Source organism: Niveispirillum cyanobacteriorum (assembly GCF_002868735.1).
GTDB lineage: Bacteria > Pseudomonadota > Alphaproteobacteria > Azospirillales > Azospirillaceae > Niveispirillum > Niveispirillum cyanobacteriorum.
The window spans coordinates 961,779-987,567 of sequence record NZ_CP025612.1; the positions used below are offsets into that span (position 1 = coordinate 961,779).

Sequence of the window (25,789 nt, forward strand, 5' to 3'; positions counted from 1 at the left end):
TGTGAGTGACGCCGCCATCGCGGAGCGCCCACGGCATCACGATGGCGTTGTTCGGCCTTCATGACGGTCCGGAACAGATAACCCACCTCTTCAACTGAGGAAACGCCGCGATTGGCTCGGCAGTGGCATCAGGCAGAGGTCACGCTTGCCGAACAGGCGGTAACGATTGTCAGCGAGCCGATCATAGAGCCAATCGGTCAGTCTGGCCGGCAACAGGCCAAACAACTTTAGCCACGACCAAGGGGCCCGCAACCGTCGGGCCAGACGGAATGCTGCCACCGATCGCAGGAAAACTACGCCATCATCGATATAGACAAAGCTGTTGGTCAGGTGTGGCATGCCAATGGCTTCCAGTACCGCCCTGCCCAGCGGTGACTGTATGGCCGTGAACAGGATTTCATGGTCAGCCTCCGTCGCCAGGATGAAGCGCACCGACCCGTTACACAGGTTGCATACCCCATCGAACAGGCAGGTCGGCCCACGCAACAGCCGCTCCAGAATGGCGGGGTCAGGCATGGCGTTGTTAGCATCGCTCATCGCAGGCCCATCCTGTCCATTTTCTTCAACAGGCCGACACGCGACAGCCCCAGAAGCTTGGCCGCATGGGTGTGGTTATGCCCCGTTTCTTCAAGCGCTTGAATGATAAGCCGACGTTCCAGCACCGCCACCTCCTGCTCAAGCGTGCGGCGGCCCGTCACGCCGTTATCCATGACCGGGACCGCCATCTCCCCGCTCTCCGCGAACGCCAAATCAGCCGCGTCCAGCAAAGGCTCTCCGGCCTCGCCTGGGCCTGCCAGGGCGGCAGCGCATTCCACCAAGGCCCGCAACTCGCGCACATTGCCGCGCCAGTCGCGGTCGACCAGCCAGTCCAGCGCACTCTGGGTGAAACGGCCCACCCCACCCGATGCCCGGCGCAGGAACAATGTGGCCAACACGGGCACATCCTCAGGTCGTTCCGACAAAGGCGGGGTGCGCAGCACCATGCCTTTCAGCCGGTAGTATAGATCCTCACGAAAGGTGCCCTCCCCAACCATCGCCTCAAGGTCGCGATGGGTGGCGGCGACGGTGCGGACATCGGCCTTGCGCGTCTCCCGTCCGCCCACCGGCTGATAGGTGCCCTCCTGAAGGAAGCGCAGCAGCTTTACCTGCATGGGTGGCGACATCTCCCCCACTTCGTCCAGGAACAGCGTGCCGCGATGGGCGGTTTCGATCAGCCCCGGCCGGTCGGCATGAGCGCCGGTGAAGCTACCCCTCAAATGGCCGAACAGCTCACTTTCCAACAATTCGGCGGGTATGGCGCCGCAATGAACGGTAACAAAGGGCTGGTCACGCCGGGAACCGCCATCATGCAGGGCCCGCGCCACCAGCTCCTTACCGGTCCCGCTAGGCCCCAGCACCAAAACAGGAAGCTGCGTCGGCGCGATACGGCGGACCAGATCACGCAGACGGGCCAGGGCGGTACTGGTCCCGACGATGCCCAGATCATCGCTTGTCCCCGCCACTGCACGCAGGCGTCGCAGTTCCGCCGCCAACCTCCCGCGTTCCAGACCCCGCGCGACCACAACCCGCAGCAGGTCGGGGTCCAGCGGCTTGCCCAGGAAATCCCAGGCGCCTCGCTCCACCGCCTTCAGGGCCAGCGCATGGTCGGCATGACCGGTGATCACCACCACGGGTGCCGGCGCGAAACCGGAGATCAGTTCCAATCCCGCCACGGGGTCGTGGTGCGGCGGCATGGACAAGTCCAGCAAGACCAGGTCAGCCGGCTGCCGCCGGAAGGCGGTAAGCGCCGCCTCCCCGTCGCCCGCCACCTCCACCTCATGACCGGCACCGCGCAGCCATGCGGCACCCAGGCGCTGAAAGGCCGGCTCGTCATCGACCAGAAGAATGCGCGACGGGTTCATACCCGGTTCTCCATGTTATCAGGAAAGGCCAGGGTGAGGCAGGTTGACCAGCCGGAACGGTCGCCCAGCGTGACCGTTCCACCATGAGCTTCCATGATGCGGGCGACGATGGCCAACCCCAGACCTGTGCCACCGGGCCGGCGCGAAACGAAGGGCTGGAACAGCCTGTCGCGGATATCAGGCGGAACACCGGGCCCATCATCGCAGACATGGATGCGCACGCCATTCCGCACCCGTTCTGCCACTACAGCCAGGCGCTGGCCATAGGCGGCGGCGTTCTCCAGCAGATTGACCAACACCTGACGCAACCGGCGGGGATCGGCCTGAACGGCCAGTTCCGGGTCGATATCAGTCTCCACCTTCAGGCCCGGCAGCCCGGACAAGGCCAGCGCCACCGCATCCGCCACCGACAAGGTGCTGGGTTCCAGCCGGGTAGTACCGGCATAATCCATGACGTCGCGGACCAGCATTTCCATGCGGCCCACCTGCTCGGCAATTTCCACGCGCACCTCCGGGGGGGCACCGGTGGCAGCCATGGTGATGATGTTCAACGGGTTGCGCAGATCATGGGCCACTGTGGCGGCCAGTTGACCAAGCTCGGCCAGCCGCGCTTCCCTCTGGCGTTCCCGCTCAACCCTGGCCAGCGCCTCGGCCCGGTCCAGCCGTCCCGCCGCCTCGGCCAGGCAGCCGGCGAACAGGCCCGCCGCATGACGGGGTCCAGGCGGGGCATCGTCCCAGCCGACCAGATCGCAGCGCCAGCCCTGCACATCCCGCGACAGAGCCAGGGCTGGCACCGACCCGTCCGCTTCCGCCAGCCGAACGGTAACCGGCAGACCCAGGCGCCCACTGATCAGCGCGGAAGCAAGGTCCAACAGTGCCGGCCAATCCGCTGGCCCTGCCAAAGCCTCCCGCCAGTTCCCCAGATCAACCGCCGAAACTTCCCCACCCGGAAAGACCAGACGATCCGCAATGGAACGGAACGGTTTCCAGATGGCCAGCGTGATGAAGGTCACCGCCGTCATCAGCAGCCACGTCTCTAACCCCGCAAAGGGGGTGCCCGCCGCCAGCGGCAATGCCATCACCAGCGCCGCCGCCGCCGCCATTAATCCCATCAGCAGCAACCAGACCAGCATGCGCCGGGCCCAGAGGTTCACATCCATCAACTGATAGCGCAGGATGCCATAGACCAGCGCCACCGAGTAGAGCGGTAGCCCCAACATGGGCCAGGGGAAAGCATCAATGCCCAGGGGTGCAAAGGCGAAACCCGTTAGGCTGATCAGGCCGATCAGGCTGGAACAGCAGATGGCCGCCGCCTGACGCCGCCGCAGCCCTGTGAGGTCCAGCCAGCCCTTGAACAGCCGCAGATGCCCCGCAACTGACAGCAATCCGCAGACACTGATCACCACCCAACCCGCAGTGCTGGGAATGAAGACACCACGGAAGTCACGCCACGCCACCACCTGCCCTGGATCAACAATCAGGCCCAGCATTGTCGCCGCCACCGCCAGGCCATAGGCAACGCGGACAAGTGGCCCTGTTGCACCACAGCGCACGAAGGCCAGGACCAGGTGCACGAACACAGCAGAGGGCAGCGGCGACAGCGCCAGCAACATGCCGACCACCCTGTCGCTGGCCGGGCCGAATATTGGCGGAAGGGCCTGCCCACCACTCCAGGCCGCCACACCAGCAAGGAACAGGGCGAGCAGCCGCGCACCCGGCACCGGGGCGGCTTTCAACAGCAGCAGCAGGGCCAGACCAATGCCGGCCAGCGCCGACAGCGCCAAAGCGCTGACATAGAACAAGGTTGGGGTGGTCATGGCTTCTGTAAACATCGTTGACAGCATCCTATCAGGAACTGTTTAGGCCGTTAACGCCGCTACCGCCCCGCACGGGACCGAAAGCGCCGGAATCCGGCCTTCACACCGCCGATACAGCACATGGCATGCCAATCGCAATAAGGGTCACAGGCGCACCTGCCGGTGGCGCCGATACTGATGGAACGGAGATTTGCCATGGCATCGCTTTCCCTGACCCTGATGGGGTGGTTCATCACGCTGACCCTCTCCTCCATCGCCGCTGCGGCCTTGTGGCGACCTCTGCTGGTGCTGCTGGGCGATCTGTGCGGCACCGAACAACGGTCTCGCTTCTGGACTATCTGGTCGGTGGCGATGGTGATCCTGATACCAATGCTGGCGGTTTCCGCGGTCGATCTGAACGGCGATGCCGTGCGCGTGCTGCGCGGCGTGGTGTTCTATGCCGTGGGTGGCATCGTAGCGGCCTTGCTGGGCATGGGTTATGCCATTTGGACGCGCACGCCGCGCGGTACCGATCTACCGATACGACGCGAGGTGATGTGATGCGTATTCTAATCATCGGTGCCGGCGGCTTCGTCGGCCGGCACCTGCTGGCAAGGCTGATAGGGGGGGATGACACGGTCATCGCGGCGGGCCGCAATCCCGACCGGTTGCGCCGACTATTTCCCGATGTACCCGTCCTGGCATGCGACATGGCCCACGACAATGCCGCCGATTGGTATCCAAGGCTGAACGGCATCGACACCGTCATCAATCTGGCCGGCCTGATCCGCGATAGGGATGGTGGCTTTGATGCCGTGCATGCAGAGGGCGCCAAAGCCCTGTTCGATGCCTGCCTGGCTGCCGGTGTCCGCCGCGTGATCCAGCTCTCGGCCCTGGGTGCCGACGACACGGGGATCAGCCGGTACCACCAGAGCAAGAAGGCGGCGGACGATCATCTGGCCGCCCTGGACCCGACCGGCCACCGCATGGATTGGGCCATCCTGCGCCCTTCGCTGATCATCGGGCGCGGCGGGGCCAGCACGGAGATGTTTGCTGCGCTCGCCGCCACCCCCCTGCCCCTGCGTCTGGGTCCCGGTAAATGGCGGGTGCAACCGATCCATGTTGACGATGTCATCGAAATGATCCTGGGCCTGCTTCACCGCGCGAAGCCCTTCGCCCGCCGGCTGAATCTGGTGGGGCCGGCACCGATGACGACGGACGAGGTCACCTTGACGTTGCGCCGCTGGCTGGGCCTGGACCCCGCCCCTTTCATCGCCGTACCCGCCGCATTCCTGACGCTGGGCGCGGTGCTGGGGGACCGGTTCGGTCTGGGACCTGCATCGCGCGATAGCCTGACCATGCTGAAGGCCGGCAATGTCGGTGATGACGGACCGATGCGCGACGTCATGGGCAGGCCGGCACACGCCTTGCCCGTGGCGCTGGCCCGGCATCCGGCAATGCCGGCGGACCGCTGGCGGGCGCGTTTGCTGCCGCTGGCCATGCCTCTGCGACTGCTGCTGGCGGCAATCTGGATCTGGACGGGCATCGTCTCGCTGGGGCTTTATCCGGTGGCGGACAGCTACGCGCTGCTGGCACCACTGGGGCTGACAGGGCTCTCGGCCGGCATGGCGCTCTATACGGGAGCGGCGCTGGACCTGGCTCTGGGGCTGGCCCTGCTCTGCCGATGGCGTCCAATGGTGGTGGGGGCCATGCAACTGGCCCTGATGGCCGGGTACACAATCCTGATCAGCCTGTATCTGCCCGACCTCTGGCTGCACCCGTTCGGGGCGATCACGAAGAACCTGGCTGTCGCCGGCGCCACGCTGGCCATGATGGCGATGGAGGCTGAAAATGGATGACTACATCCTGCTGAAATATGTCCATATCCTCAGCTCGACGCTGCTGTTCGGCACGGGCCTGGGGACGGCCTTTCATGGCTGGATGGCCAACCGGTCGGGCAACCTGTCAGCAACCACCGTGGTCAACCGCAATGTCGTCCGGGCCGACTGGCTGTTCACGGCACCAGCCGTCATCGTGCAGCCGATCACGGGCGTCTGGCTGGCCTACATCACGGGATACCCAATGGATAGCGGCTGGCTGCTGGCCGCCATCCTGCTCTACCTGCTGGTGGGTGCCTGCTGGCTGCCCGTGGTCTGGCTACAGATCCCGATGCAGCACCTGGCCGAGGCAGCACTGGCCGCCGGCACGGACCTGCCACGGCTCTATCACCGCTATGCCGCCATCTGGTTCGCCCTGGGCTGGCCCGCCTTCGTCGGCGTACTCATCATCTTCTATCTGATGATCGCCAAGCCGGAGTTGTGAGCCATGACCACGCATGATGCTCCTCTCTTCCGTCGCCTGCTGGGTCCGACCATGGACCTGTTGCCCAACCCCGTCCGTGATGTCCATGATGGGCAAGGCCGTCTGGAACTGTCAGGTCTGGCGCAGATCGATGTAATGCCGGGACTGCTCCCCGGGCTAATCTGCGCCCTGATGGGATTGCCCAGGCCCGGACGGAACGTGCCGGTCACGGTGATCTTCGACCGCACGCCCACGGTCGAACATTGGCACCGCCGCTTCGGCGACCGTGTCTATGCCAGCAAACTCACCGCCGGCACAGGGGCCGAAACGGGCCTGCTGGTCGAGCGGATGGGCATGATCACCAACGTCTTCCGTGTCGGGGCAACTGCAAGCGCCCTGCATCTGACGGTGGTGTGTTGCCGTTTCATGGGCATGCCGATGCCCGGCTGGCTGGCGCCGCGTTGTGCGGTGGTGGAACGGCAAGAGGACGGGAGTTTCACCTTCGATATTCCGATTGATTTGCCGTGGCTGGGGCGCCTGATCCATTATCGCGGGGGACTTGCCAGCGCTAAGAACCGTCACGATTTGGTCTAAGGGTGCGGTTGTTGGTAAGAGGTGCCGATAAACCCACCGGCTCCCGTCCTATGACTACAGGAGCAGTCCGGCACTGGTGGTACTGGCGAGGGTGACTATCATCTCTGCAACGTCATCGCCGTGCCATCCCACCACGCCGCCAGCAGCCATTCATATGGTCCGAAATATCCCGGCACCGTTGCCGGGCGGCGCAGTCTTTGATTATAGATCAGATAATGGTTCTTCAGATAGCGCCAGGGCAGGACGTAGTAATGGTGCATCAGCACCCGGTCCAGCGCGCCGGCCGCCGTCTGCACCTGTTCGGGCGTCTGCGCCTCCTGCAGGGTGCGCAACAGGGCATCAACGACCGGCGATTTGACGCCCGCTATATTCTCTGATCCCTTGATATCCGCGTCGGCGCTGTTGAAATTCCGCCATAGTTCAGGTGCTGGGTCGCGGGCCTTACGCAGGGCGATGGATGTGAAGTCGAACTGGAAACTGCGCAGTTTTTGCCGATCCACGGTCGGGTCAGCCACACGCCGGGTCAGTTGCACACCCAACTTTGTCAGGTTCAGGTAATAGGCATCCAGCAGCACATTGCCGTTGCCGCCCGTCACCTCCAATGTGAACGGCTCCCCCTTCCCGTTGCGCAAGACCCCGTCGACATTGCGCCAACCCGCATCGGCCAGCAACTCCATCGCCTGGGCCAGATTGGCACGCAGACCGCCTGGCCTGTCCGTGCGTGGCAGATTGACCATGGGGCCGAACACGGTGGGCGGCAGCTGGTCTCGAAATGGCTCCAGCAGGGCCAGTTCCGCCGCACTGGGCCGCCCCTGCGCCGCCAAGTTTGAATTGGCGAAGAACCCGTCCTGACGTTCAAACTCGCTGTCAAAGATCATGCGGTTCAGCCATTCCCAGTCATAGGCCAGGAACAGCGCCTGTCGCACCCGAATATCTTGAAATCGCGGCTGTCGTAGGTTCAGGACATAGCCGCTCATCGGCGACAGGGACCCGTTGGGCACCTTCTCCTTGATCAACTCCCCCTTCTCAAACCGCTCCCCGATAAACTGACAGCACCAGTAGCGCATGCGGGTTTCATTGAAAAAGTCGAAGTCGCCGGCGCGTAAGGCAGCGACCTGCGTGTCGACATCCTTGTAAAGCTTGTAGACAACCTGATCGAAATTATAGCCGCCGCGCCGTGTCGGGATATTGTTCCCCCAATAGGAAGGGTCACGGCGATAGATGATGGACAGCGGATTTGCCCGTTCGATCCGATAGGGTCCGCTGGTGATCGGCTCCTCAAGCCGCAGATCGGCGAAGTCTGTGCGCGTGCCATCGGGCTTCAAACCCCATTTGGGGGAGAAGACGGGCAGGCTGCCGGCGACAAAGGAAAGGTCGCGACCGGGGCGGGCGAATTCGAACCGCACCACCCGACTGTCCACCACCAGGACCCGTTTTATCTCCGCAAAATAGGATTTGAAACGCGGGCTCGCCTGTTTGGAGGTCAACGTGTCGAAGGAATACTTGACGTCCGCTGCTGTAACCGGGTCCCCATTGTTGAATCTTGCCTTGGGATGCAGGCGGAACTCCACCCAGCTGAAATCCGGGGCCAGATTGATATCGTCCGCCAGCAGACCATACTGGGTATTGACCTCATCCAGGCTGTTGACCGTCAAGGTCTCGAACATCAACTCCAACGGGCCGGGCGCCAGCTTTCCCTTCAGATTGAAGGGGTTGAACTTATCGTAACTGCTGTGCTGCGCGATCAGAGACAGGGTGACGGACCCACCTTTTGGCGCGTCTGGATTGACATAGTCAAAATGGCTGAAACCGGCCTTGTATTTCGGCTCCCCGAACTGGGCGACGCCATGGGCGGCCAGTGCAGAGGGCGCGAGTAACAGGCTGGCAAGCAGGGCCGCGACAAGGCGCTTCATGGTGATGACCTACAATGACGCCTGGATAAGGCTCTGCGTATAGGGATGCTGGGGGGCGGCAATGACCTGTTCAGTGTCTCCATCCTCGACAATTTCACCGTCCTTCAGGACATAGACCCGATGGGCCAGGGCGTTGATCACCGACAGATCGTGGCTGATCAGCACATAGGCCAGGTTGTACCGGTCCTGAAGACGGCGCAGCAGGTCCAGCACCTGGTTCTGGATCGAAACATCCAGGGCCGATGTCGGCTCGTCCAGGATCAGAACGGCAGGCTCCAGGACGATGGCGCGAGCAATGGCAATACGCTGGCGCTGCCCACCGGAAAATTGATGCGGAAAGGCATGCAGGACATTCTCTGACAGGCCCACTTCCTCCAGCACCCGCACGATGCGTGCCCGCCGCTCCTCCGACGTCAGATGCGGGAAATGCAGTTCCAGCCCCTCCCCCACCGTCTGCTCCACGGTTCGCTTGGGCGACAGTGATCCGAACGGGTCCTGGAACACCACCTGCAAGCGGGCGCGCAGCTTGCGCCGATCCGGCTTTGACCGCGCCGCAATGGGAAGACCGTCAAAGATGATCTCGCCTGCATGCGGACGAACCAAGTTCAACAGCGCCTGGGCCAGGGTGGATTTGCCCGACCCGCTTTCCCCCACGACGCCGATGGTCTCCCCGGCCCGCAGGCGAAGGTCGGCGCCGGCCACCGCTACGAACCGCCCCTGGCCCAGCCAGCCGCGCCAGCCGGGTAGCGGTCTGGCATATTCAACCCGCAACCCCTTGGCATCCAGCAGGATGGGGGCGTCAGGGGCCAGCGGCTTTACCTGACGCACGGGCTGGCTGTTCAACAACCGGATCGTGTAGGGATGCTGCGGTGTGGTGAAAATCGCCTCCGTCGTCCCCTCCTCCACCTTGCGACCGCGTTCCATCACCGCTACCCGCTGGGCAAAGCGGCGGACCAGATGCAGGTCGTGGGTGATCAACAGGATGGCCATTGGCCGGCCCTTGGCCGCCTCCTCCGCCTGCAAGTCCAGCAGCAATTTGACGATGCGCGCCCGTACCGTAGGGTCCAACGCCGTCGTCGGCTCATCCGCGATCAACAATTTGGGTCTGCAGGCCAGCGCCATGGCGATCATGGCGCGCTGCCGCTGCCCACCGGAAAGCTGGTGCGGATAACTGTCGATCCGCCGCTCCGGCTCGCGCACGCCGGTGCGGGCCAACAACTGGATGGCCTTGCTGCGCGCCTGCTGTGGCGACAGCCCTTCGTGCAGGGTCAGCGTCTCCACGATCTGGCTGCCAATGGTGAAAAGCGGGTTCAGGGCCGTCATCGGCTCCTGAAAGATCATGGCGATGTCACCGCCCCTTATCTGGCGGATTTCCGTTTCCGGCTTGCTCAAAAGCTCCTGCCCCTCCAGCCGGATCGACCCGCTGATGGTTGCATGGGCGGCAAGCCGCAGGATCGACAGGGCCGTGACGGTCTTGCCCGATCCACTTTCCCCGACCAGCGCCAGCCGTTCACCCGGATGCACCTCCAGCGACAGCGCCTCGACCGCCGGCTTGGCCGCAAAGCGAATGCTGACATCGGTCAGCGACAGCAAGGGCAGCGTCATCACGCACCACCCCGACCGCGCGAGTGGGTGTTGAGTGCGGCACGCAACGCTTCCCCGATGAAGGTCAGCAGCAGCATGGTGCCGACCAGAACCGTGAAGGCCGACAGCGAAATCCACCAGGCGTCCAGGTTTTCCTTGCCCTGCAACAGCAGGCGACCCAGCGACGGCGCATTGGTCACACCGAGCCCTAAGAAATCCAGGCTGGCCAGCGCCATGATGCCCGCCGACATGCGGAACGGCAGATAGGTGATGACGGGCGTCAGGCTGTTGGGCAGGACATGACGGAACATGATCTGCCAACTGGACAGGCCCAGGGCGCGGGCCGCCTTCACATATTCAAGCTGCCGATTGCGCAGGAACTCCGCCCGCACATAATCCGATACATGCACCCAGCCGAACAGGGTCATCAGGACAAACAGCAGCAGGAAACTCTGCTGGAACAGGCTGGCGAAGATGATCAGGAGATACAGTTCCGGCATCGCCCCCCAGATTTCGATCAGGCGCTGGGCGAACAGGTCAATCTTGCCCGCGAAATACCCCTGGATGGCGCCGATCAGGATACCCAGCGCCGTCCCGAAAATGGTCAGCGCCAGCGCGAAGGTGACAGAGATGCGGAAGCCATAGATCAGCCGCGCCAGCACATCATAGCCAACGGGATCGGTGCCCAGCACATTCTGGTCATTGGGCGCACCCGGATGGTGGATGGCGGGGGAGTAATAGGCCAGCGTGTCGAAACCATAGGGGTTCAGCGGATAAAGCGCAAAATTGCCATCCCTGTTCAGCCGGTCGCGAATATAGGGGTCCAGATAGTCGGTCGTGATGGGCAGATTACCGCCGAATGTCGCCTCCGGATAATCCCGCACCAGGGGAAAATAGAACTCGCCACCATAATAAACGACCAGCGGCTTGTTGTTGGACACCAGTTCCGCGCACAGGCTGAACGCGTAAAGGCTGGCGAAGATGATCAGGCTGACATAGCCCAGACGGTGGCGCTTGAACGCCTGCCACCATGTCGCAGGTTTCGCGCGGGTCTGGATGGCCGGGCGATGGGTGCTTCCGCCAAATAGCGGGGCCGTGGTCACCGGCGACAGGTTGATGTCGGGCGCGCTCATCGCTCAAGCCTCCTGGGCGTCGTATTTGATGCGGGGATCGGCCAGCACATAGGCGATATCGCCCAGCAGCTTGATGATCAGCCCTACCAGCGTGAAAAGGTAGAGGGCACCCAGCACCACGGGGAAATCCCGGCTGACAATTGATTCATAAGAAAGCAGCCCCAGCCCATCGAGGGAGAATAGGCTCTCGATCAGCAGGCTTCCCGTGAAGAAGGCGGAAATGAAGGTGATGGGAAACGCCGTGATCATGGGCAGCAGCGCATTGCGCATTACGTGCTTCCACAGGATGGTCCGTTCCGACAATCCCTTGGCCCGCGCCGTCAGGACATACTGCTTGCCCAGTTCATCCAGGAACGTGTTCTTCGTCATCAATGTCTTGATGGCGAAATTGGACACGACCGATGCCGTCACGGGCAGGGTGACATGCCAGAGATAATCCAGCACCTTGGCACCCGGTGACAGGCTGTCCCAATTCTCCGATACCAGACCGCGCAGGGGGAAAATGTCCCAGAAAGACCCGCCTCCGAACAGCACAATCAGCAGCACGCCCAGCACGAAGCCCGGCACTGCATAGCCGAACAGCACCAGCACCGTCGTCGCCACATCAAACCGCGACCCCGCCCTGACCGCCTTGGCCACCCCCAGGGGGATGGAGATCAGGTAGGTCAGGATAAAGGTCCAGGTGCCCAGCGCCACTGATACACCCAGCTTCGACTGGATCAGGCTGGCCACGCTTTCGTTGCGGAAATAGCTTTCACCCAGGTCGAAGCGCAGGAAATTGCCGACCATCAGGACGTAACGCTCAAGCGGCGGCTTGTCGAACCCATAGAGCTGGGTCAGTTGCTCGACTTGCGCCGCGTCGATACCCTTGCGCCCGCTATAGGTCCATCCCCCCTCTGCCGGGCCCCCATCGGCCCCGCCCCTGGCAGTGGCATGGTCCATCTCACCCAACGCATGTTCCACCGGCCCGCCGGGCACGAACTGCGTCACCAGAAAGGTGAAGGTCAGCACGCCCAGCAGGGTTGGGATCATCATGAACAGGCGTTTGATGATATAGGGCCACATGGCGATGCCTCGGTAGCTGCAGCTCACGCCGGGGCGTAATCACCGGCAAACGCACGGGCGCGTTCCAGAAGGCCGGTGCGCTTCCACTGAAGGTCCAGGGCACCGGGCGTATAGACCTGCGCCCCGCCGATCTGTGCGGCGATGGCCTGCAGGCGGGCGCTTTCCTCGATCAGCAGGATCAGTTGCGCCGTCTTCAGGATGCCTTTGCCCCAGAAGTTGGCACCACCATTGCTTTCCAGCAGGGCCGGCGGCGGGGCCAGTTCGGGATGCTTATCCAATCGTTCGCGCACGACATCCAAAACCGTGCGGGTACGCTCCAGATGGTTGGGGATCTCGCGGGCCAGCAGGTGGCGCTGCGCCGCGACATACAGGATCGGGAACGGCTTGTGCGACAGCGACCAGGCTGCCAGATGCGGCGTATGGGCGTGGATCAGCGTATCCGCCTCCAGCCGCTCTTCCGACAGGATATGATCTTTATGGTCGGAGAATTTGGAGATGCTGATCTTTACCTCTTTGTCGCGGGTCCAGGGCGACGGGAACCGCACCGACAGCAGCGTGTCATGACCCGGAATGCGGTGCGCGATATTGAAGATCAGGCTGGCGGTCAGGGTGCCGCTGTCCTTCAGGAATTCGAAGGCGAAGGCAGCATCGGTCTTGGCCTGGGCCACATATTCGGACAGTTCGACATCAGTCAGGGTATTGGACATGGTGTTTCTCCGTTATTCAGCCGCGACAGCGCGGCCCGTGTTGTGATTGGCAGGACGCGGCAGGTTCAAATGCTCGCGCAGGGTGGTGCCCTCATACTCGGTCCGGAAAATGCCGCGCCGTTGCAGTTGTGGGATCACCAGATCAACAAAGTCGCGCAGACTGTCGGGCAGCAGCGGCGGGATGAGGTTGAAGCCATCGGCCCCGTCCTTGACGAACCAGTCCTCAATCTGGTCGGCGATCTGTTCCGGTGTGCCCAGCAGCACACGGTGGCCGCGCACCACGTTGAAGCGCAGGATCAATTGCCGGATGGACAGGTTCTCGCGCCGGGCCAGCGTCAAAAGCTGCTGCCAGCGGCCCTTGCCATTGGCGGGTTCGGGCAAGTCGGGCAAGGGTCCGTCCAGGTCGTAACCGGTCAGGTCATGTCCGCCCAGTTCGATGGGGCCGGTGAAATTCACCGATGCCTGCAGCGCCTCGAATTTGTCGCGGGCTTCCTGCCCGCTGGACCCGATGGCATAGGAAAGGCCGGGTGTGATTTTCAGATGGTCCGGGTGTCGGCCATACTTGGCCAGGCGTCCCTTCACGTCCCGGTAATAGGCCTGGGCATCCTCCAGGAACTGCGCCGACGCATAGATGACTTCGGCATATTTCGCGGCGAATTCCCGACCCGTGTCGGAATTGCCGGCCTGGACGATGACGGGATAGCCTTGGATAGGCCGGGCAATGTCCAGAACCGTATCGACCTTGAAGAACCGGCCCTGATGATTAACGGGATGCACCGATGACGAGTTCAGGAAGATGCCGGTTTCCTTGTCCGGATGATCAAAGGCGCCGTCATCGTAGCTGTCCCACAGCCGGCGGGTGACGTCGATGAACTCCCCCGCACGGGCATAGCGCTCCGCATGCTCCAGCGGATTTTCAACACCAAAGCTTTTGCCCGCCCCGTCCGAAAGGGACGACACCACATTCCAGCCAATGCGACCGCCCGATAGATGGTCCAGCGAGGCAATGCGGCGGGTAAGGTTGAACGGCTCATTAAAATTGGTGTTCACCGTGACGACGATGCCGATCCTGTCCGTTATCGCAGACAAGGCACCGGCCAGGGTCAGCGGCTCGAACCCCTGCCCCGCCGGACGCCGCCCGGCACCACGCACATCGGCCCCGCCGTTACCGACAAAATCGGCGAAAAACACGGCGTCCAGCTTGCCGCGTTCCGCCGTCTTCACCTGCTCGGCCCAATAGGCGAAGGATGGGTTGCCGCCGCCCGGCGATTGCGGCTGTCGCCATGCGCCGGGATGGTGCCCATGGCGGGTCAGGAACACATTCAGGACCAGTTGGCGCTTCTGCGGGGCCATGGCGGCATCCTCGGGGGATCGGCGCGCACGACATCATACGCCCGCCAGGGTCGCCGATTGCGCGCCGCGATGTGGTGATTTCAGGGGTTCGATCGGGAAATGGACCGCTGTGACACTGTTCTTTCCTGATGAAGGGAGTGGACCATATCACAGCGGCCTATGTCAATATATTAGACGTTATGTTGTCAAATTGGACAAATACGCCGTGTAGAATATCGCAGCCGCAGGGTCACTCCGCCGCGATGGCCCGCGCCACCAGCCGTTCGGCCTCGGCCAACGGCCCCTCGACGATCCAATCCTGAATGTCGAAATCCGCTGCCAGGAAGCCCCAGTCGCGCAGGAAATTCTTCTGCGCTTCCAGTCCTGCGACATAGTCGGCGGTAAGGCGCGGGCGCAAGGATGTGGCCAGCTTGGGGAAGGTCGCTGCCGTGATGGCGGCACCAACCTTGGCATCCTCTTCCGCAATGGCGGCAATGGCCCCGTCCGGATTCGCCACCGCCCAGTCCGACGCCCGCAGCAGCACCGACAGGTAGCGGACCACCAGATCAGGATGGCTGTCCAGGAACTGGCGATGCACCGTCACGGGGCGTGGTGTGCCATTATTGATGCGCTTGAACGGGTCCGGCACATCGGTCAGGCGGATCAGTTCGCGCAGATGCGGCTGCCGATCCTGTGCCAGCTTGTAGCCAGAGGCCTGCCGCAGGAACACCGCATCCACACGACCGGTGGCAAGGGCCGCCAGTTCCGCCGAACCTGACGGTCCGGGACTATCCCCCGCCGCCCGGTCGATGATGACATCGACAAACTCAACGTCATCACGCCCCAGCCCCACCAGCGACAGGGCATTGGCAAAACCGTGGAAATTGGCCCCGCGCTGGAAATCGATGGTGCTGCCCACATATTTGGGCATGGCCAGCCGCTTACCCTTCAACTGCGACAACTCACGAATGGCACTGTCGGCGCAGACCACCACGGACTGGAATTCATCCACCCACGTGATGCCCAACACCACCGTATCGGCCCCCCGCGCCCGCGCCCAGATGGGCGGGATATTGCCGCCTTCACGGAACATGGAGGTGATGGAATGGTCATAGTGGCTTTCGCGTACCGACCGTTCATTGCTGTCACGCAGCGAATGCAGGGTGACCTCCGCCGGATCGAACTCCGCCGCCAGCCATCCTTTCTGGATGGCCAGGGTGGAGGCGGTGGCCCCGCCGCAGCGTGTGTACCAGATATCGACAGGTGTCTTGCTCATGGTGCTGCTCCTTGGGGACAGGGCCGTATAGGTCACGGCTCAGAAACGGGCGGTGACGGTGCCCAGCACACTGCGCGGCTTGCCATAAAGCTGCGTGCTGTACCCGCTGCTCACCGGCAGGGCGTGGTTCTTGTAGACCTTGTCTGTCAGGTTATTGACCGACAGCTCGAAGGACAGCGTATCCTCGTCATTGACTGACCAGCCGACATGGGCGTTGAACAGGGCAAAGGCCTTTTGGTTCAGCAGCGGGTCGGGTGCCGTGATCTGCGACGCGATGGTCGGGTAGAAGTAATAGCGCGACCGCCAATTGCCATCGACACCATAGGTCAGCGCGCCGCCACCGGGCAGGCCGTGGGTGTAGCTGGCGATGAAGCTGGCCGTATATTTCGACGTGCGCGGCGTCCGCGCACCCAGGATCGTGGCCGTCTGGCCGAAATCCTCGGTATACTCGCTGTCCAGAATGCCGGCGGAACCAGACAGCTGGAAGCCGGGGAACGGCACCGAATTGAACCTCAGCTCAACGCCCTTGATCTCCGCCGCACCGGCATTGCGGAACAGGACCGTGGCGTTGTTGGGCAGCGGGTCGATCTGGGTCGGCACATTCACGACCAGATTCTTATAGTCGTAATAGAAACCGGTCAGGTCGACGGACAGCCGCTTATCAAAGAAGTTGCTCTTGAAGCCCAACTCGTAGCTGTCGATCTTCTCCGGGTTCAGGACATAGATCTGGTTGGCGCGGATAGCGCCGGGGCGCGCGCCGGTCGCGGCCAGGGGTAGGGTCAGGGTCCCCTTGCTGGTGGCCGGGATCAGCACATTGCCGGTGGTGGTGTAGCCGCCCGGCAGCACGCCATGGGCAAAGCGGAGATATGTGCGGAACTGTTCATTGAAAATATACTCAGGCGTGACGTCATAGGTCCAGGAGCTGGTCTTCTGGGTCGCGCGCTCGGCAAAGATCAGATCACGGGGAAGATAGGTAGTGTAATTCACCTGCGGCAGGTTGCTGATGAAGGTGGCCTGGGTGCCCGCAATATTGGCGGCGCTGTAATCCCAATCGAAACTGCTGGTCTCCCGCGACCAGCGCACACCACCCGACAGCTTCAACGCCTCGGTAAAGCTGTAGCCGACATTGCCGAAGCCGGCGAAATTCTTGGTTTCTTGGCGATAGGCGCTGTCGGTGAATTGCGGGCCAGCCCCCCAGGCATTGCCGGTGGAGGTAGCCGATCCCGGATTGCCGCGCACGTAATAGGCCTGCACCGCACGGTTATCCAGCACGCCCTTGAACGCATAAAGCCCACCAAGCCAGGTCAGCGGCCCGTCATCGGTGGATGTGACTCGCAACTCCTCGCTGATCTGCCAGCTGTCATACTGCGTATCCAACTGGCTGAACAGCACGCCATTATTATAAAAGGGGCTGGAAGCCGGGATTGGGGCGGCACCCGTCTCCACATTCTGCTTATTGTCTTCATAGGCGGTGATGGAGGTGATGGAGAAACCCTTGCCGTCCCAGACGATCTTGGCGTTGGTGCCGCGTGCCTTCAGGGTTTCGGGCGTAATGTCGCCCCAATGCGTCTCATCTTCCTGACCAACAACGTAACCGGTCGTATAAACCGACCGCCAGGCCGGCGTAGTGGTCGTAGTGAAGGTGGAGGGCACATAACGGTAGCCCTGCTGCGTGCCAGAGAAATCGCGGCCATGAACGTTCAACTGGATCGACAAATCCTCTGTCGGCTTGAACAGCAGTTGGACACGGCCCGCCACATCGCTGCCACCGGGATGATGACCGCCGGTAAAGGTGTTTTTCTGCCAGCCATCCCAGTCATTGTAATAGAAGGCCGCGCGCGCCGCGACCTTCTCACCCACGACGGGACCGCCGACCGCCCCTTCCAGCTGCTTTTCATCGAAGCTGCCATAGCCCAGCTTGGCATAGCCGTCCTTGCTGAAGCCAGGCGCCGTGGACACGAAGTTGACAGCGCCGGAGTTGGAGTTCTTGCCCCACAGCGTACCCTGCGGCCCGTTCAGAACCTCAACGCGCTCCAGATCGAACAGCGGATAACCCTGATTGGCGATATCGGCGATATAGACATCGTCGTAATAGATGCCCAGCGGGTTGACGGTATTGTTGCCGGTATTGTTGGTGCCGATGCCGCGCACGAACCAGCGGGCGCGCGACGGGCCATGCGGCTGCAACGCCTGGGCATTGGGCACGAACTGCAAGACATCGTTGGTGGTCTTGATCTGCTCGGCCTTCAGCAGGTCATCGCCGGTCAGGACGGACAGGGCCAGCGGCACATCCGATGCCTTCTGCCCACGGCGCTGGGCATAGACGATGATGTCTTCGATGATGCCGGCTTCGGCTACTTCGGTGGCGTCGGCAACCTGCTGGGCCTCGACCTTCTGTTCCTGGGCAAAGGCGGTGGCGGGAATGGCTACCAGGGCCAGGGCGCTGACGGTCTGCAGAAGACGGCGGGAACGGGTCATTATCTTATATCCTTGGAATTCGTTCGTGAGAGGCACACCCGTCCTGCCGGCGCCGACAGGGGGCGCCGCATTTGCTATGGCGGTGCGATGGAATTGGGCTGGTTCGGGGGGACCTTATGGCGGCGCCTTCAACAGCGCGCGTTACCGGCGATCCCCGTTCAACAGTGGTGCAGTGCCCTTGGGGCGATGGCGCACATCACATTATCCTTGATGGCATCCGGGAAAAGGGGCAGACCCGCCGCCTGTTGGCGACACCGGCCCCGCCACCCTCACCTCAGGATGACAGATGCATGTCTAATATATTAGATGATGCGCCGCAATAGCATCTTTGTGGAAAATGTGAAAAATTTATCGGAAACAACAGGCGTATTGTGTTGTTTGAGCCGACAACATATTGGCATCCCATCAGCCACCTGCGCTGTGAGAGGCAGGTTTTGTAACGACACCATCCGCTTGGCAGCAGCTGCACATCTGCTATAATGGACATGCAATGTACAATATAATTGCATTGCGTCTGCTATGTTGCCATTCTTCCCCTCGACACCGCCAAGGCCGAATTGGTGAGCCGCGGCGGTATCCGATGGAGATGGATGATGGTTGAGTTCCACTGGCGCCTCCCCACGCATGGCGACCGCGCCGATGTCTCCCTGCCGTATGATACGCGTGGCGACTGGGGTCCGCTGAAAGCGGGCAACCAGGCGCCCGGTCTGGCGCAGGGCGAACCGGATGGCATCCCCTATCACGATCATCTGCTGGAAATTGCCCGTGCCGCCGAACTGGCTGGCTTTGACGGTGGACTGGTTCCATCCTTCCCCAATACCGACGATCCCTGGGTGATCAGCGCCGCCATCGCGCGCCGGACCAAGACTTTCAAATTCATGATCGCGTTCCAGCCCGCCTGGATCGACCCGGCCTATGCGGCTAAGGCGTCGGCCAGCCTGCAGCGCCTGTCGGGCGGGCGGCTGAATTTCAACATCATCACCGGTGGCGGCGGCCCGTCGCAACTCTGGTGGGGTGACCGTATCGCCCATGATGACCGCTACACCCGCACGACCGAATTCCTGGACGTGTTCAAGGGACTTTGGGACGGCAAACCCTTCAGCTATCAGGGGAAGTTCTTCCAGCTAGAGGATGCGCAGCTGCCCGCCCCGCTGGCAGGCCAGGCCTTCCCCAGCCTCTATTTCGCCGGCTCGTCCAACGCAGCACTGGAAGCACAGGGCAAACATGCCGACTTCAACCTGACCCATATGGAGCCGCTGGAAAACCTGCGCATCAAATTTGACCGCGTGCGCGAGCTGGCCTCCAAGGAAGGGCGCAAGGTGAAACCCGCTGTGCGCTTCAATATCCTGGCGCGGGAGACGGAAGAGGAAGCGTGGGACGAGGTGCGTCGCGCCTGGGCCAATGTTGATTGGGACGAACGTGACCGGCAGTTGAAGGCACGCGGTCGGGGCGACGGCATCGGCTCCCCCCTGCCCCCGCACCTGATCCCGTCGCGCGACAAGGACCCGAAGGATCTTCAGATCGACGGCTTCTTCTCTGGCCTGGGTGTGCTGGGGGGCCAGGGGACGCCGCTGGGCGTCGTTGGTTCCTACGAAACGGCGGCAGAGCGCATCGACACCCTGATCAATCTGGGCGTCGAAGGCTTCATCCTGGCCGGCAGCCCGCACCTGGAAGAAGCTTACCGCATCGGCGAAGAGGTGATCCCGCTCGTCCGTGGCCGCAAGGTGCCGTACGCGGCGGCAGCGGAGTAGGCTTCACGTCTCCCCTTCCCCTCCCCTCATCCCGGCTTTTGCCGGGATGAGGGGAGGGGAAGGGGTGGCATGCGGCTACACATCATTCCCAACGGGGACCATATCATGGCGACCACCAAATCCTTCCTGGCCGCCTCGCCCCTGCTGCGCCTTCTCGCCATTTATCGCGAGATGCCGTTCCGCTTCACCGTCACGGCCCTCCTCTACGCCCTCGTCAACGGCTCCATGGCCTGGCAGCAATGGCTAATCGGCCATGCCGTGGATGAGGTGCGCAACGGTCAGGTGGTGGTGCGGACGGCTGAGGGCGGGCTTGATTTCGACCGCGCCTGGTTCTGGCTGGCGGCCCTGATCGGGCTGGCCGGCGCGCGCGCGGTTGTGCAGTACGGGGCGGGCGTGCTGGCCCTGATCATCGGTCAGGAACTGCTGACCATCATCCGCGAACGCATTCTGGCGCAGGTACAGCGCCTGGACCTGACCTATCACTGGCGGCACGGCATTGGTGAGCTGATCACCCGCACCACGCGCGACAGCGACAAGGTTCGCGACGCCCTTGTCGGCTTCTGGCGACAGGTGGTGGAGACCGGCATGGCGTTGACCGCCTCACTGGCGATCCTGTTCTGGTATGGGCCGACCCTGGGCATTGTGCCATTGCTGGCCATGCTGACCGGCTTGACCATCCTGTTGCACCAGACGGACCGGCTTGTGGCCCTGGACCGTGTGGTGGGGGAAGCCTATGACGCCGTGAACCAGGATCTATCTGAAGGCATCAATGGCGTGCGCGTGGTCAAGGCCTTTGGGCTGGAGGCCACCCGGATCGACCGGTTCCAGACGCAGGTGACCCGCTTCACCGATGCCGCCCGCGATGCCCTTGCCTATGCCACCCGCAACATTCCGGTGCCGCAGACCATCGTGGCCCTTTCCCATGTCTGGGTGCTGGGCTACGGCGCGCTGCTGGTGGGCGCTGATCAGCTCACTGTGGGCGCTCTCGTCGCCGCCCTGCTGGCCGCAAATACGCTGGTTCTGCGGGTGGAAAGCATCGGCACCATCATCCAGACCTTCGCCGATGCCCGCGCGTCCGCCGCCCGCATCTGGGAACTGCTGGATGAGGAGCCGGCGATCCGGTCAGGCGAGCGGCTGCTGGCCTCCGGGCCGCTGGGCCTGCGTCTGGAACGGGTGCGCCTTGCCGCCCCCGGCGGCGGGCGCGACATCCTGACCGACCTGTCGTTCCGCGCGGCACCGGGAGAGATTGTCGCCATTGTCGGTAATACCGGATCGGGCAAAAGCGCCTTGCTGTCCCTGTTGCCGCGTCTGGCCGATATCGATGGCGGCTCCATCCTGGTCGGGACGGACGCGCGTGGCTGGACCGATATCCGCGCCCTGGATACCGGCTCACTTCGCCATAAGGTGCATGTGGTGCCGCAGGAAAGCTTCCTATTCTCCGATAGCCTCGCGGCCAACCTGCGTTTTGCCCGGCCAGAGGCGACCGACGACGAACTGCGCCACGCTCTGGCGCTGGCCGCCGGGGATGAGATTCTCGACCATCTGCCCGACGGGTTCGACACAAAGCTGGGAGACCGGGGTGTCACCCTGTCCGGCGGGCAGCGTCAACGCCTGTGCCTGGCCCGCGCGCTCTTGTCGGGTGCTGCCATCCTGGCTCTGGATGACGCCACCAGCGCCCTGGATGCCGCGACCGAACGGCGGGTGCTGGAGAATATCAAGGGTCTGCGGGACCGGGGTTCGCCCGTCACCCTGCTGATCGTGTCCTCCAAACTATCGACCATCCTGATGGCCGACCGCGTGCTGCTGCTGGCCGGCGGGCGCATCGCGGCCAGCGGCACCCATGACGAACTGTCGAAGGACAGCGCCGCCTACCGTGATCTGATGGGGATCTGACGATGCCACCCAACCGCAGCCTGAAGGCCCTGTCCGATATCGAGATTGAGGAACATCTGGCTAAGCAGTCACTCAACCGATCTATGGCCAGACGCTTGCTGCCCCTGCTGGCCCCTGTCCGCCACCGCATCGCGTCGGTGATCGGGATAGAGGCGCTGCTGGCCATGGCGGTGTTCCTACGCCCCTTCTTCATCGGCTATGTCATCGATCATGGCTTCATTAGAACCGGGGATCATTGGCATACCGAAACCCAGGTCGTTCTCTGGGCCGCACTGGGCCTGTTCGCCACCTGGACGGTACGTTTCGCGCTGGGCGGCCTGTCGCGTTATCTGGCCAGCACGGCGGCCCTTCGCGTGCTGAACGGCCTGCGCATCCAGGTCTTCGCCCATGTGCAGGGGCTGAGCGTGGGTTATTTCGACCGGACCAAGGCCGGCCGTATCATTTCCCGCGTCGACCGTGATGTCGACACACTGGAACCGCTGTTGATCCAGGGGCCGCCGGAACTGCTGTCGGCCCTGCTGCGCTGTGGTCTGGCCGGACTGCTGCTCTGGTCGATCAGCCATGATCTGTTCCTGTCGCTGGCCGCCATGGTGCCCGTGCTGGTGGCCGCCACCTGGCTGTTCAAGCATATCTCACAAAGCCGCTGGACGCGGGTGGCGGAGGCGCGCAGCCGCTTCACGGCCCATCTGGTCGAAAGCGTGTCCGGTGTGCGCCTGATCCAGCAGATGGTGCGTGAACAGGCGAACTGGGAGCGTTATTCCTGGCTGGTGCGGGATTTCTCCTGGGCGCTGGTCAACGGCAATATCAAGACCGGCTGGTTCGCCCCCTTCACGGCCCTGCTGACAACGACCGGCATGGCCATCATGCTAGTGGTCGGCGCGCGCGGCATGGCGCTGGGAGAGATCACGGCGGGGCAATTGGCGCAAAGCTTGTTCTTTGTGTTCCAGTTCCTGGGGCCGTTACAGGAGTTGAACGACCTGTTCGAACGCTACGCCAACGGCTCCGCCTGCGCCCAGCGCATCTTCCTGACCCTGGATACCAAGCCCGACATCGTGGATGCGGATGACGCCATCGATCTTCCCGCCGTGCGCGGCGATGTCGGCTTCCATAATGTCCGCTTCGCCTATGATCCGCGCCGTCCCGAACCGGTGATCAAGGAACTGGACCTGCATATCCATGCCGGTGAGGTGCTGGCCATTGTCGGCCCGACAGGCCACGGTAAAAGCACGCTGGTGCAATTGCTGACCCGTTTTTACGACGCCAATGGCGGGGCAGTGACCATCGACGGCCATGATGTTCGCCGCCTGTCACAGCGCAGCCTACGTCGGCATGTCGGCGTGGTGTTGCAGGATAATGTCCTGTTTGGCGGCACCATCCTGGACAATCTGCGCCTGGCCCGCCCCGACGCCACCGACGCCGACCTGATCGACGCCGCCCGTGACCTTGGGGCCGATGAGGTGTTGGAGGCACTGCCGCTTGCCTACCACACTCCCGTCGGCCCCATGGGCAGCCATTTGAGTCTGGGACAGCGGCAACTGGTCTGTCTGGTCCGGGCCTATATCGCCGATCCGGCGGTGCTGGTGCTGGATGAGGCGACATCGGCCGTGGATGTCCATACCGAACGCCGCATCCAGCGGGCGCTGCGCCGCCTGTGCGAGGGCCGCACTTCGATCATCATCGCCCACCGTCTGGCCACCATCCGCGACGCCGACCGCATCGCCGTCATCCGTCAGGGCCGCGTCGTGGAAATCGGCAGCCACCAAGCCCTGATCGGCGCTGGCGGTGTTTATGCCGGTCTCTACCGGGCTTATGAGGCGAATACGCTGGTGCCGGCCGAGTGAACCTTTGGTCGGGGCACGAGATCGATCGTGCCCCGACCCCGGATTTGCCGTTTTAACCCTTGCACCCAATTGTCTAATATATTAGAAGTTTATTCGTTAAATTATCCAGCCCCTGCATAGCCCTGCCCGCCTCTTCGTCCGCGCCACCGCCGACGTTGCCGGTCGCCCTGTGCCCGCCCTTCAGCCATAAGGAAACACCCATGCCCGATATTCACACCCCGGCCAGCAGCGCCGACGCCGCCACCACCCTGGACAAGATCTGGTTCACCCGCTGCCCCGTGCCCACGGCCACGGGTCTGGCCTATAAGCTGGGCTGGCTGGGCGAAGAGTTCACCGGCGACCAGATCAACCTGGAAACATTGCAGGAAACCGGACAGCATGAGCTTCGCCGCCATCATTACGACCATGCCCTGACCTCGCTAATCCGGGAGGGCGGCAATATGTTGGCGCTGGGCGCACGGGCGCAGGGCGCGCCGACCCGCCTGATCGGCCTGACCTGGATCGATGAATGGCAGTCCATCCTGGTCCGCCCCGACAGTGGGATCACGGAGCCGAAGCACCTGAAGGGCAAGCGCCTGGCCCTGCCCTCCTACAATGACAACCCGATCCCCGACCATGTGCGTGGCACCTCCATCGCGCGTGGCATGTCCCTGCATGGCTATAAGGGTGCCTTGTCGTTCGCGGGCCTGACCTTCGACGATGTGGAATTTGTGGAGGTCGCGTCGGGCCGGGCCAATGCCCGTGGGGCTGATCTGGCCGGCGGCAATGATCCGCGTGGCGAAGGTGTCCGCGCGCTCTGGGCGCTGGATGCGCTGGCGGCCGGCAAGGTAGACGCCGTCTATGTAAAGGGTGCATCCGCCGTCGATGCCGCCCGTCAACATGGTGTCGTCGTCGGTATCGACCTGGACCGTCTGCCCGAACGCCGCTTCCGGGTGAATAACGGCACCCCGCGTCCTATCACGGTGAACAATCACCTGCTGGAAAACCATTTCGATCTGGTGGTCCGCTTCCTGGCCCAGACCCTGCGCGCCGCCGATTGGGCCGCCGGCAATCTGGACGGGGTGAAAGACATCCTGCAGGCCGAAACGCGCGGCAGCCGCGATGCCGTGACCGAAGCCTATGGCCCCGACTTCCATAAAAGCCTGCATCCCGACCTGTCGGATGAACGTCTGACGCTGTTCGAACAGCAGAAGAAGTTCCTCTGGGTCCATGGTTTCCTGGACCATGATTTCGACCTGCGCGCCTGGGCCGACCCGCGCCCGCTGGAAGCGGCACGCAAGCTGTTGGACAGCCGGGCGTGAGAGAAAAAGGGGCCGTCGCAAGACGGCCCCTAACTCTATTCAGCGATTGGTCTTCGCTGCTATAATGGCGATCTCAACGCCCTCAGTGCGTGTTGGACCGGCAAGAGTTCATGCAACACGCATTGATTTTGTGTTTCACCATGTTGCACGGACCCGCCCGCTAACGGGAGGATGGGCTGATCCGCCTCCGAACGGGCACGGCTATCCCTTCGTCCATGCAACGCACCACGATTTTATGTTTCACAGCGTTGCGTGGGGTCGTGCCCGAACGGGAGGGCGACCCCACGCAACGCCGAAATTCTATCCTCACGCCGTCGCGAAACGGCCCTCCGCCACGATCTTGTCCAGAGGCAGACGATCAGTCAGCAACTCACGCGCCCGATATTTTTCAGGCAGTTCATCAACGGCCCCGCGCCGCCCGATGACGATGGCGACATTGATGCTGTAATCATCGGGAACGCCCAATGCCACCTTGGCATCGGCCCGGTTGATGCCGCCGACGGTACGGGTATTCCAGCCCAGGATGCTGGCTTGCAGCGACAGGCTGAAGGCGGCAGCACCGGTGTCAAAGGCGTGAGAGGTACTGTCATGCCATTCGCCGTTCCGCTCAAACCGCTTTTCCGACAGGACAAAGACGATGGCCGCCGCCTTTTCCGCCCAGGCGCGGTTGGTTTCCGCCAGCAGGTTCAGGAACGGCAGAAAATGGTCGCTCTCACGACGGGCATAGACGAAACGCCAGGGCTGCTGATTGAAGCCTGACGGTGCCCACCGCGCCGCCTCAAACAGGGTCAGCAGATCCGCTTCGCTGATCGTCTCCCCCGTCAGTGACCGTGCCGACCACCGTTCCAGGAATAGCGGGGACACGGGATGCGCAGATGTACGAACGGTGTTCGACATGAAATGGCTCCAATGATTGTGAATGT

20 protein-coding genes are annotated in these 25,789 nt (G+C 62.9%); 8 read left to right on the forward strand and 12 right to left on the reverse strand.

The window, feature by feature from the left end; genetic code table 11:
- Nucleotides 1-90: 90 nt before the first annotated feature.
- The 3 genes from C0V82_RS19925 to C0V82_RS19935 are packed head-to-tail and all read right to left on the reverse strand — an operon-like array spanning nucleotide 91 to nucleotide 3,733.
- Entirely contained in the window at nucleotides 91-537 is a 447-nt protein-coding gene (locus tag C0V82_RS19925; protein ID WP_199772547.1) for a thiol-disulfide oxidoreductase DCC family protein, read from the reverse strand.
- Nucleotides 534-1,901, reverse strand: coding sequence for a sigma-54-dependent transcriptional regulator (locus C0V82_RS19930; protein ID WP_102114135.1), 1,368 nt, complete (start codon nucleotides 1,899-1,901; stop codon nucleotides 534-536). The genes C0V82_RS19925 and C0V82_RS19930 overlap by 4 nt, the downstream gene beginning before the upstream one ends.
- Nucleotides 1,898-3,733 carry a sensor histidine kinase gene (locus C0V82_RS19935; protein WP_199772548.1) on the reverse strand — a complete coding sequence of 612 codons (1,836 nt, stop codon included), beginning with the start codon at nucleotides 3,731-3,733 and terminating at the stop codon, nucleotides 1,898-1,900. Before C0V82_RS19935 ends, C0V82_RS19930 begins: the two co-directional genes overlap by 4 nt.
- A gap of 180 nt (nucleotides 3,734-3,913) precedes the next feature.
- Here C0V82_RS19935 and C0V82_RS27065 point away from each other — a divergent pair, with 180 nt between their 5' ends.
- The 4 genes from C0V82_RS27065 to C0V82_RS19950 are packed head-to-tail and all read left to right on the forward strand — an operon-like array spanning nucleotide 3,914 to nucleotide 6,592.
- On the forward strand, nucleotides 3,914-4,258 hold the full coding sequence (locus tag C0V82_RS27065) for a hypothetical protein (RefSeq protein WP_158660074.1): 345 nt from the start codon (nucleotides 3,914-3,916) through the stop codon (nucleotides 4,256-4,258).
- Nucleotides 4,258-5,556: an NAD(P)H-binding protein gene (locus C0V82_RS19940; protein ID WP_158660075.1), complete on the forward strand. Its 1,299-nt coding sequence runs from the start codon at nucleotides 4,258-4,260 to the stop codon at nucleotides 5,554-5,556. Before C0V82_RS27065 ends, C0V82_RS19940 begins: the two co-directional genes overlap by 1 nt.
- On the forward strand, nucleotides 5,549-6,019 hold the full coding sequence (locus tag C0V82_RS19945) for a DUF2269 family protein (protein WP_102114137.1): 471 nt from the start codon (nucleotides 5,549-5,551) through the stop codon (nucleotides 6,017-6,019). Before C0V82_RS19940 ends, C0V82_RS19945 begins: the two co-directional genes overlap by 8 nt.
- A 3-nt stretch (nucleotides 6,020-6,022) precedes the next feature.
- A complete protein-coding gene (locus C0V82_RS19950; protein ID WP_102114138.1) occupies nucleotides 6,023-6,592 on the forward strand; it encodes a DUF4166 domain-containing protein in 570 nt (189 codons plus the stop codon).
- Nucleotides 6,593-6,690: 98 nt separating this feature from the next.
- Here C0V82_RS19950 and C0V82_RS19955 read toward each other — a convergent pair whose 3' ends face one another.
- From C0V82_RS19955 to C0V82_RS19990, 8 genes are all read right to left on the reverse strand, one after another.
- On the reverse strand, nucleotides 6,691-8,505 hold the full coding sequence (locus C0V82_RS19955) for an extracellular solute-binding protein (RefSeq protein ID WP_102114139.1): 1,815 nt from the start codon (nucleotides 8,503-8,505) through the stop codon (nucleotides 6,691-6,693).
- Between the two features lie 9 nt (nucleotides 8,506-8,514).
- Nucleotides 8,515-10,110, reverse strand: a complete 1,596-nt coding sequence (locus C0V82_RS19960; RefSeq protein ID WP_102114140.1) for an ABC transporter ATP-binding protein — start codon at nucleotides 10,108-10,110, stop codon at nucleotides 8,515-8,517.
- Nucleotides 10,110-11,222, reverse strand: a complete 1,113-nt coding sequence (locus tag C0V82_RS19965) for an ABC transporter permease (protein ID WP_102114141.1) — start codon at nucleotides 11,220-11,222, stop codon at nucleotides 10,110-10,112. The genes C0V82_RS19960 and C0V82_RS19965 overlap by 1 nt, the downstream gene beginning before the upstream one ends.
- Nucleotides 11,223-11,225: 3 nt before the next feature.
- The gene (locus C0V82_RS19970) at nucleotides 11,226-12,287 is read right to left on the reverse strand and encodes a microcin C ABC transporter permease YejB (RefSeq protein ID WP_102114142.1); all 1,062 of its coding nucleotides are present in this window, start codon (nucleotides 12,285-12,287) and stop codon (nucleotides 11,226-11,228) included.
- 23 nt (nucleotides 12,288-12,310) lie between these two features.
- Nucleotides 12,311-12,994, reverse strand: a complete 684-nt coding sequence (locus C0V82_RS19975) for a class II aldolase/adducin family protein (RefSeq protein ID WP_102114143.1) — start codon at nucleotides 12,992-12,994, stop codon at nucleotides 12,311-12,313.
- 12 nt (nucleotides 12,995-13,006) lie between these two features.
- Nucleotides 13,007-14,347, reverse strand: coding sequence for an LLM class flavin-dependent oxidoreductase (locus tag C0V82_RS19980; RefSeq protein ID WP_102114144.1), 1,341 nt, complete (start codon nucleotides 14,345-14,347; stop codon nucleotides 13,007-13,009).
- Between the two features lie 229 nt (nucleotides 14,348-14,576).
- The gene (locus tag C0V82_RS19985; protein WP_102114145.1) at nucleotides 14,577-15,602 is read right to left on the reverse strand and encodes an ABC transporter substrate-binding protein; all 1,026 of its coding nucleotides are present in this window, start codon (nucleotides 15,600-15,602) and stop codon (nucleotides 14,577-14,579) included.
- Nucleotides 15,603-15,641: 39 nt separating this feature from the next.
- Complete coding sequence (locus tag C0V82_RS19990) at nucleotides 15,642-18,080, reverse strand: TonB-dependent receptor (protein WP_102114146.1); 2,439 nt, start codon at nucleotides 18,078-18,080, stop codon at nucleotides 15,642-15,644.
- A 590-nt stretch (nucleotides 18,081-18,670) separates the two neighbouring features.
- Between C0V82_RS19990 and C0V82_RS19995 the strand changes: the two genes are divergently transcribed.
- The 4 genes from C0V82_RS19995 to C0V82_RS20010 all read left to right on the forward strand — a co-directional run bounded on the left by C0V82_RS19995 (nucleotide 18,671) and on the right by C0V82_RS20010 (nucleotide 24,866).
- Entirely contained in the window at nucleotides 18,671-19,831 is a 1,161-nt protein-coding gene (locus C0V82_RS19995; protein WP_102114147.1) for an LLM class flavin-dependent oxidoreductase, read from the forward strand.
- 105 nt (nucleotides 19,832-19,936) lie between these two features.
- A complete protein-coding gene (locus C0V82_RS20000) occupies nucleotides 19,937-21,724 on the forward strand; it encodes an ABC transporter ATP-binding protein (protein WP_102114437.1) in 1,788 nt (595 codons plus the stop codon).
- Between the two features lie 2 nt (nucleotides 21,725-21,726).
- On the forward strand, nucleotides 21,727-23,565 hold the full coding sequence (locus C0V82_RS20005) for an ABC transporter ATP-binding protein (RefSeq protein ID WP_102114148.1): 1,839 nt from the start codon (nucleotides 21,727-21,729) through the stop codon (nucleotides 23,563-23,565).
- A gap of 200 nt (nucleotides 23,566-23,765) precedes the next feature.
- On the forward strand, nucleotides 23,766-24,866 hold the full coding sequence (locus C0V82_RS20010; RefSeq protein WP_102114149.1) for an ABC transporter substrate-binding protein: 1,101 nt from the start codon (nucleotides 23,766-23,768) through the stop codon (nucleotides 24,864-24,866).
- A gap of 306 nt (nucleotides 24,867-25,172) precedes the next feature.
- Here C0V82_RS20010 and C0V82_RS20015 read toward each other — a convergent pair whose 3' ends face one another.
- Nucleotides 25,173-25,763, reverse strand: a complete 591-nt coding sequence (locus C0V82_RS20015; RefSeq protein WP_102114150.1) for a nitroreductase family protein — start codon at nucleotides 25,761-25,763, stop codon at nucleotides 25,173-25,175.
- Nucleotides 25,764-25,789 lie beyond the last annotated feature (26 nt).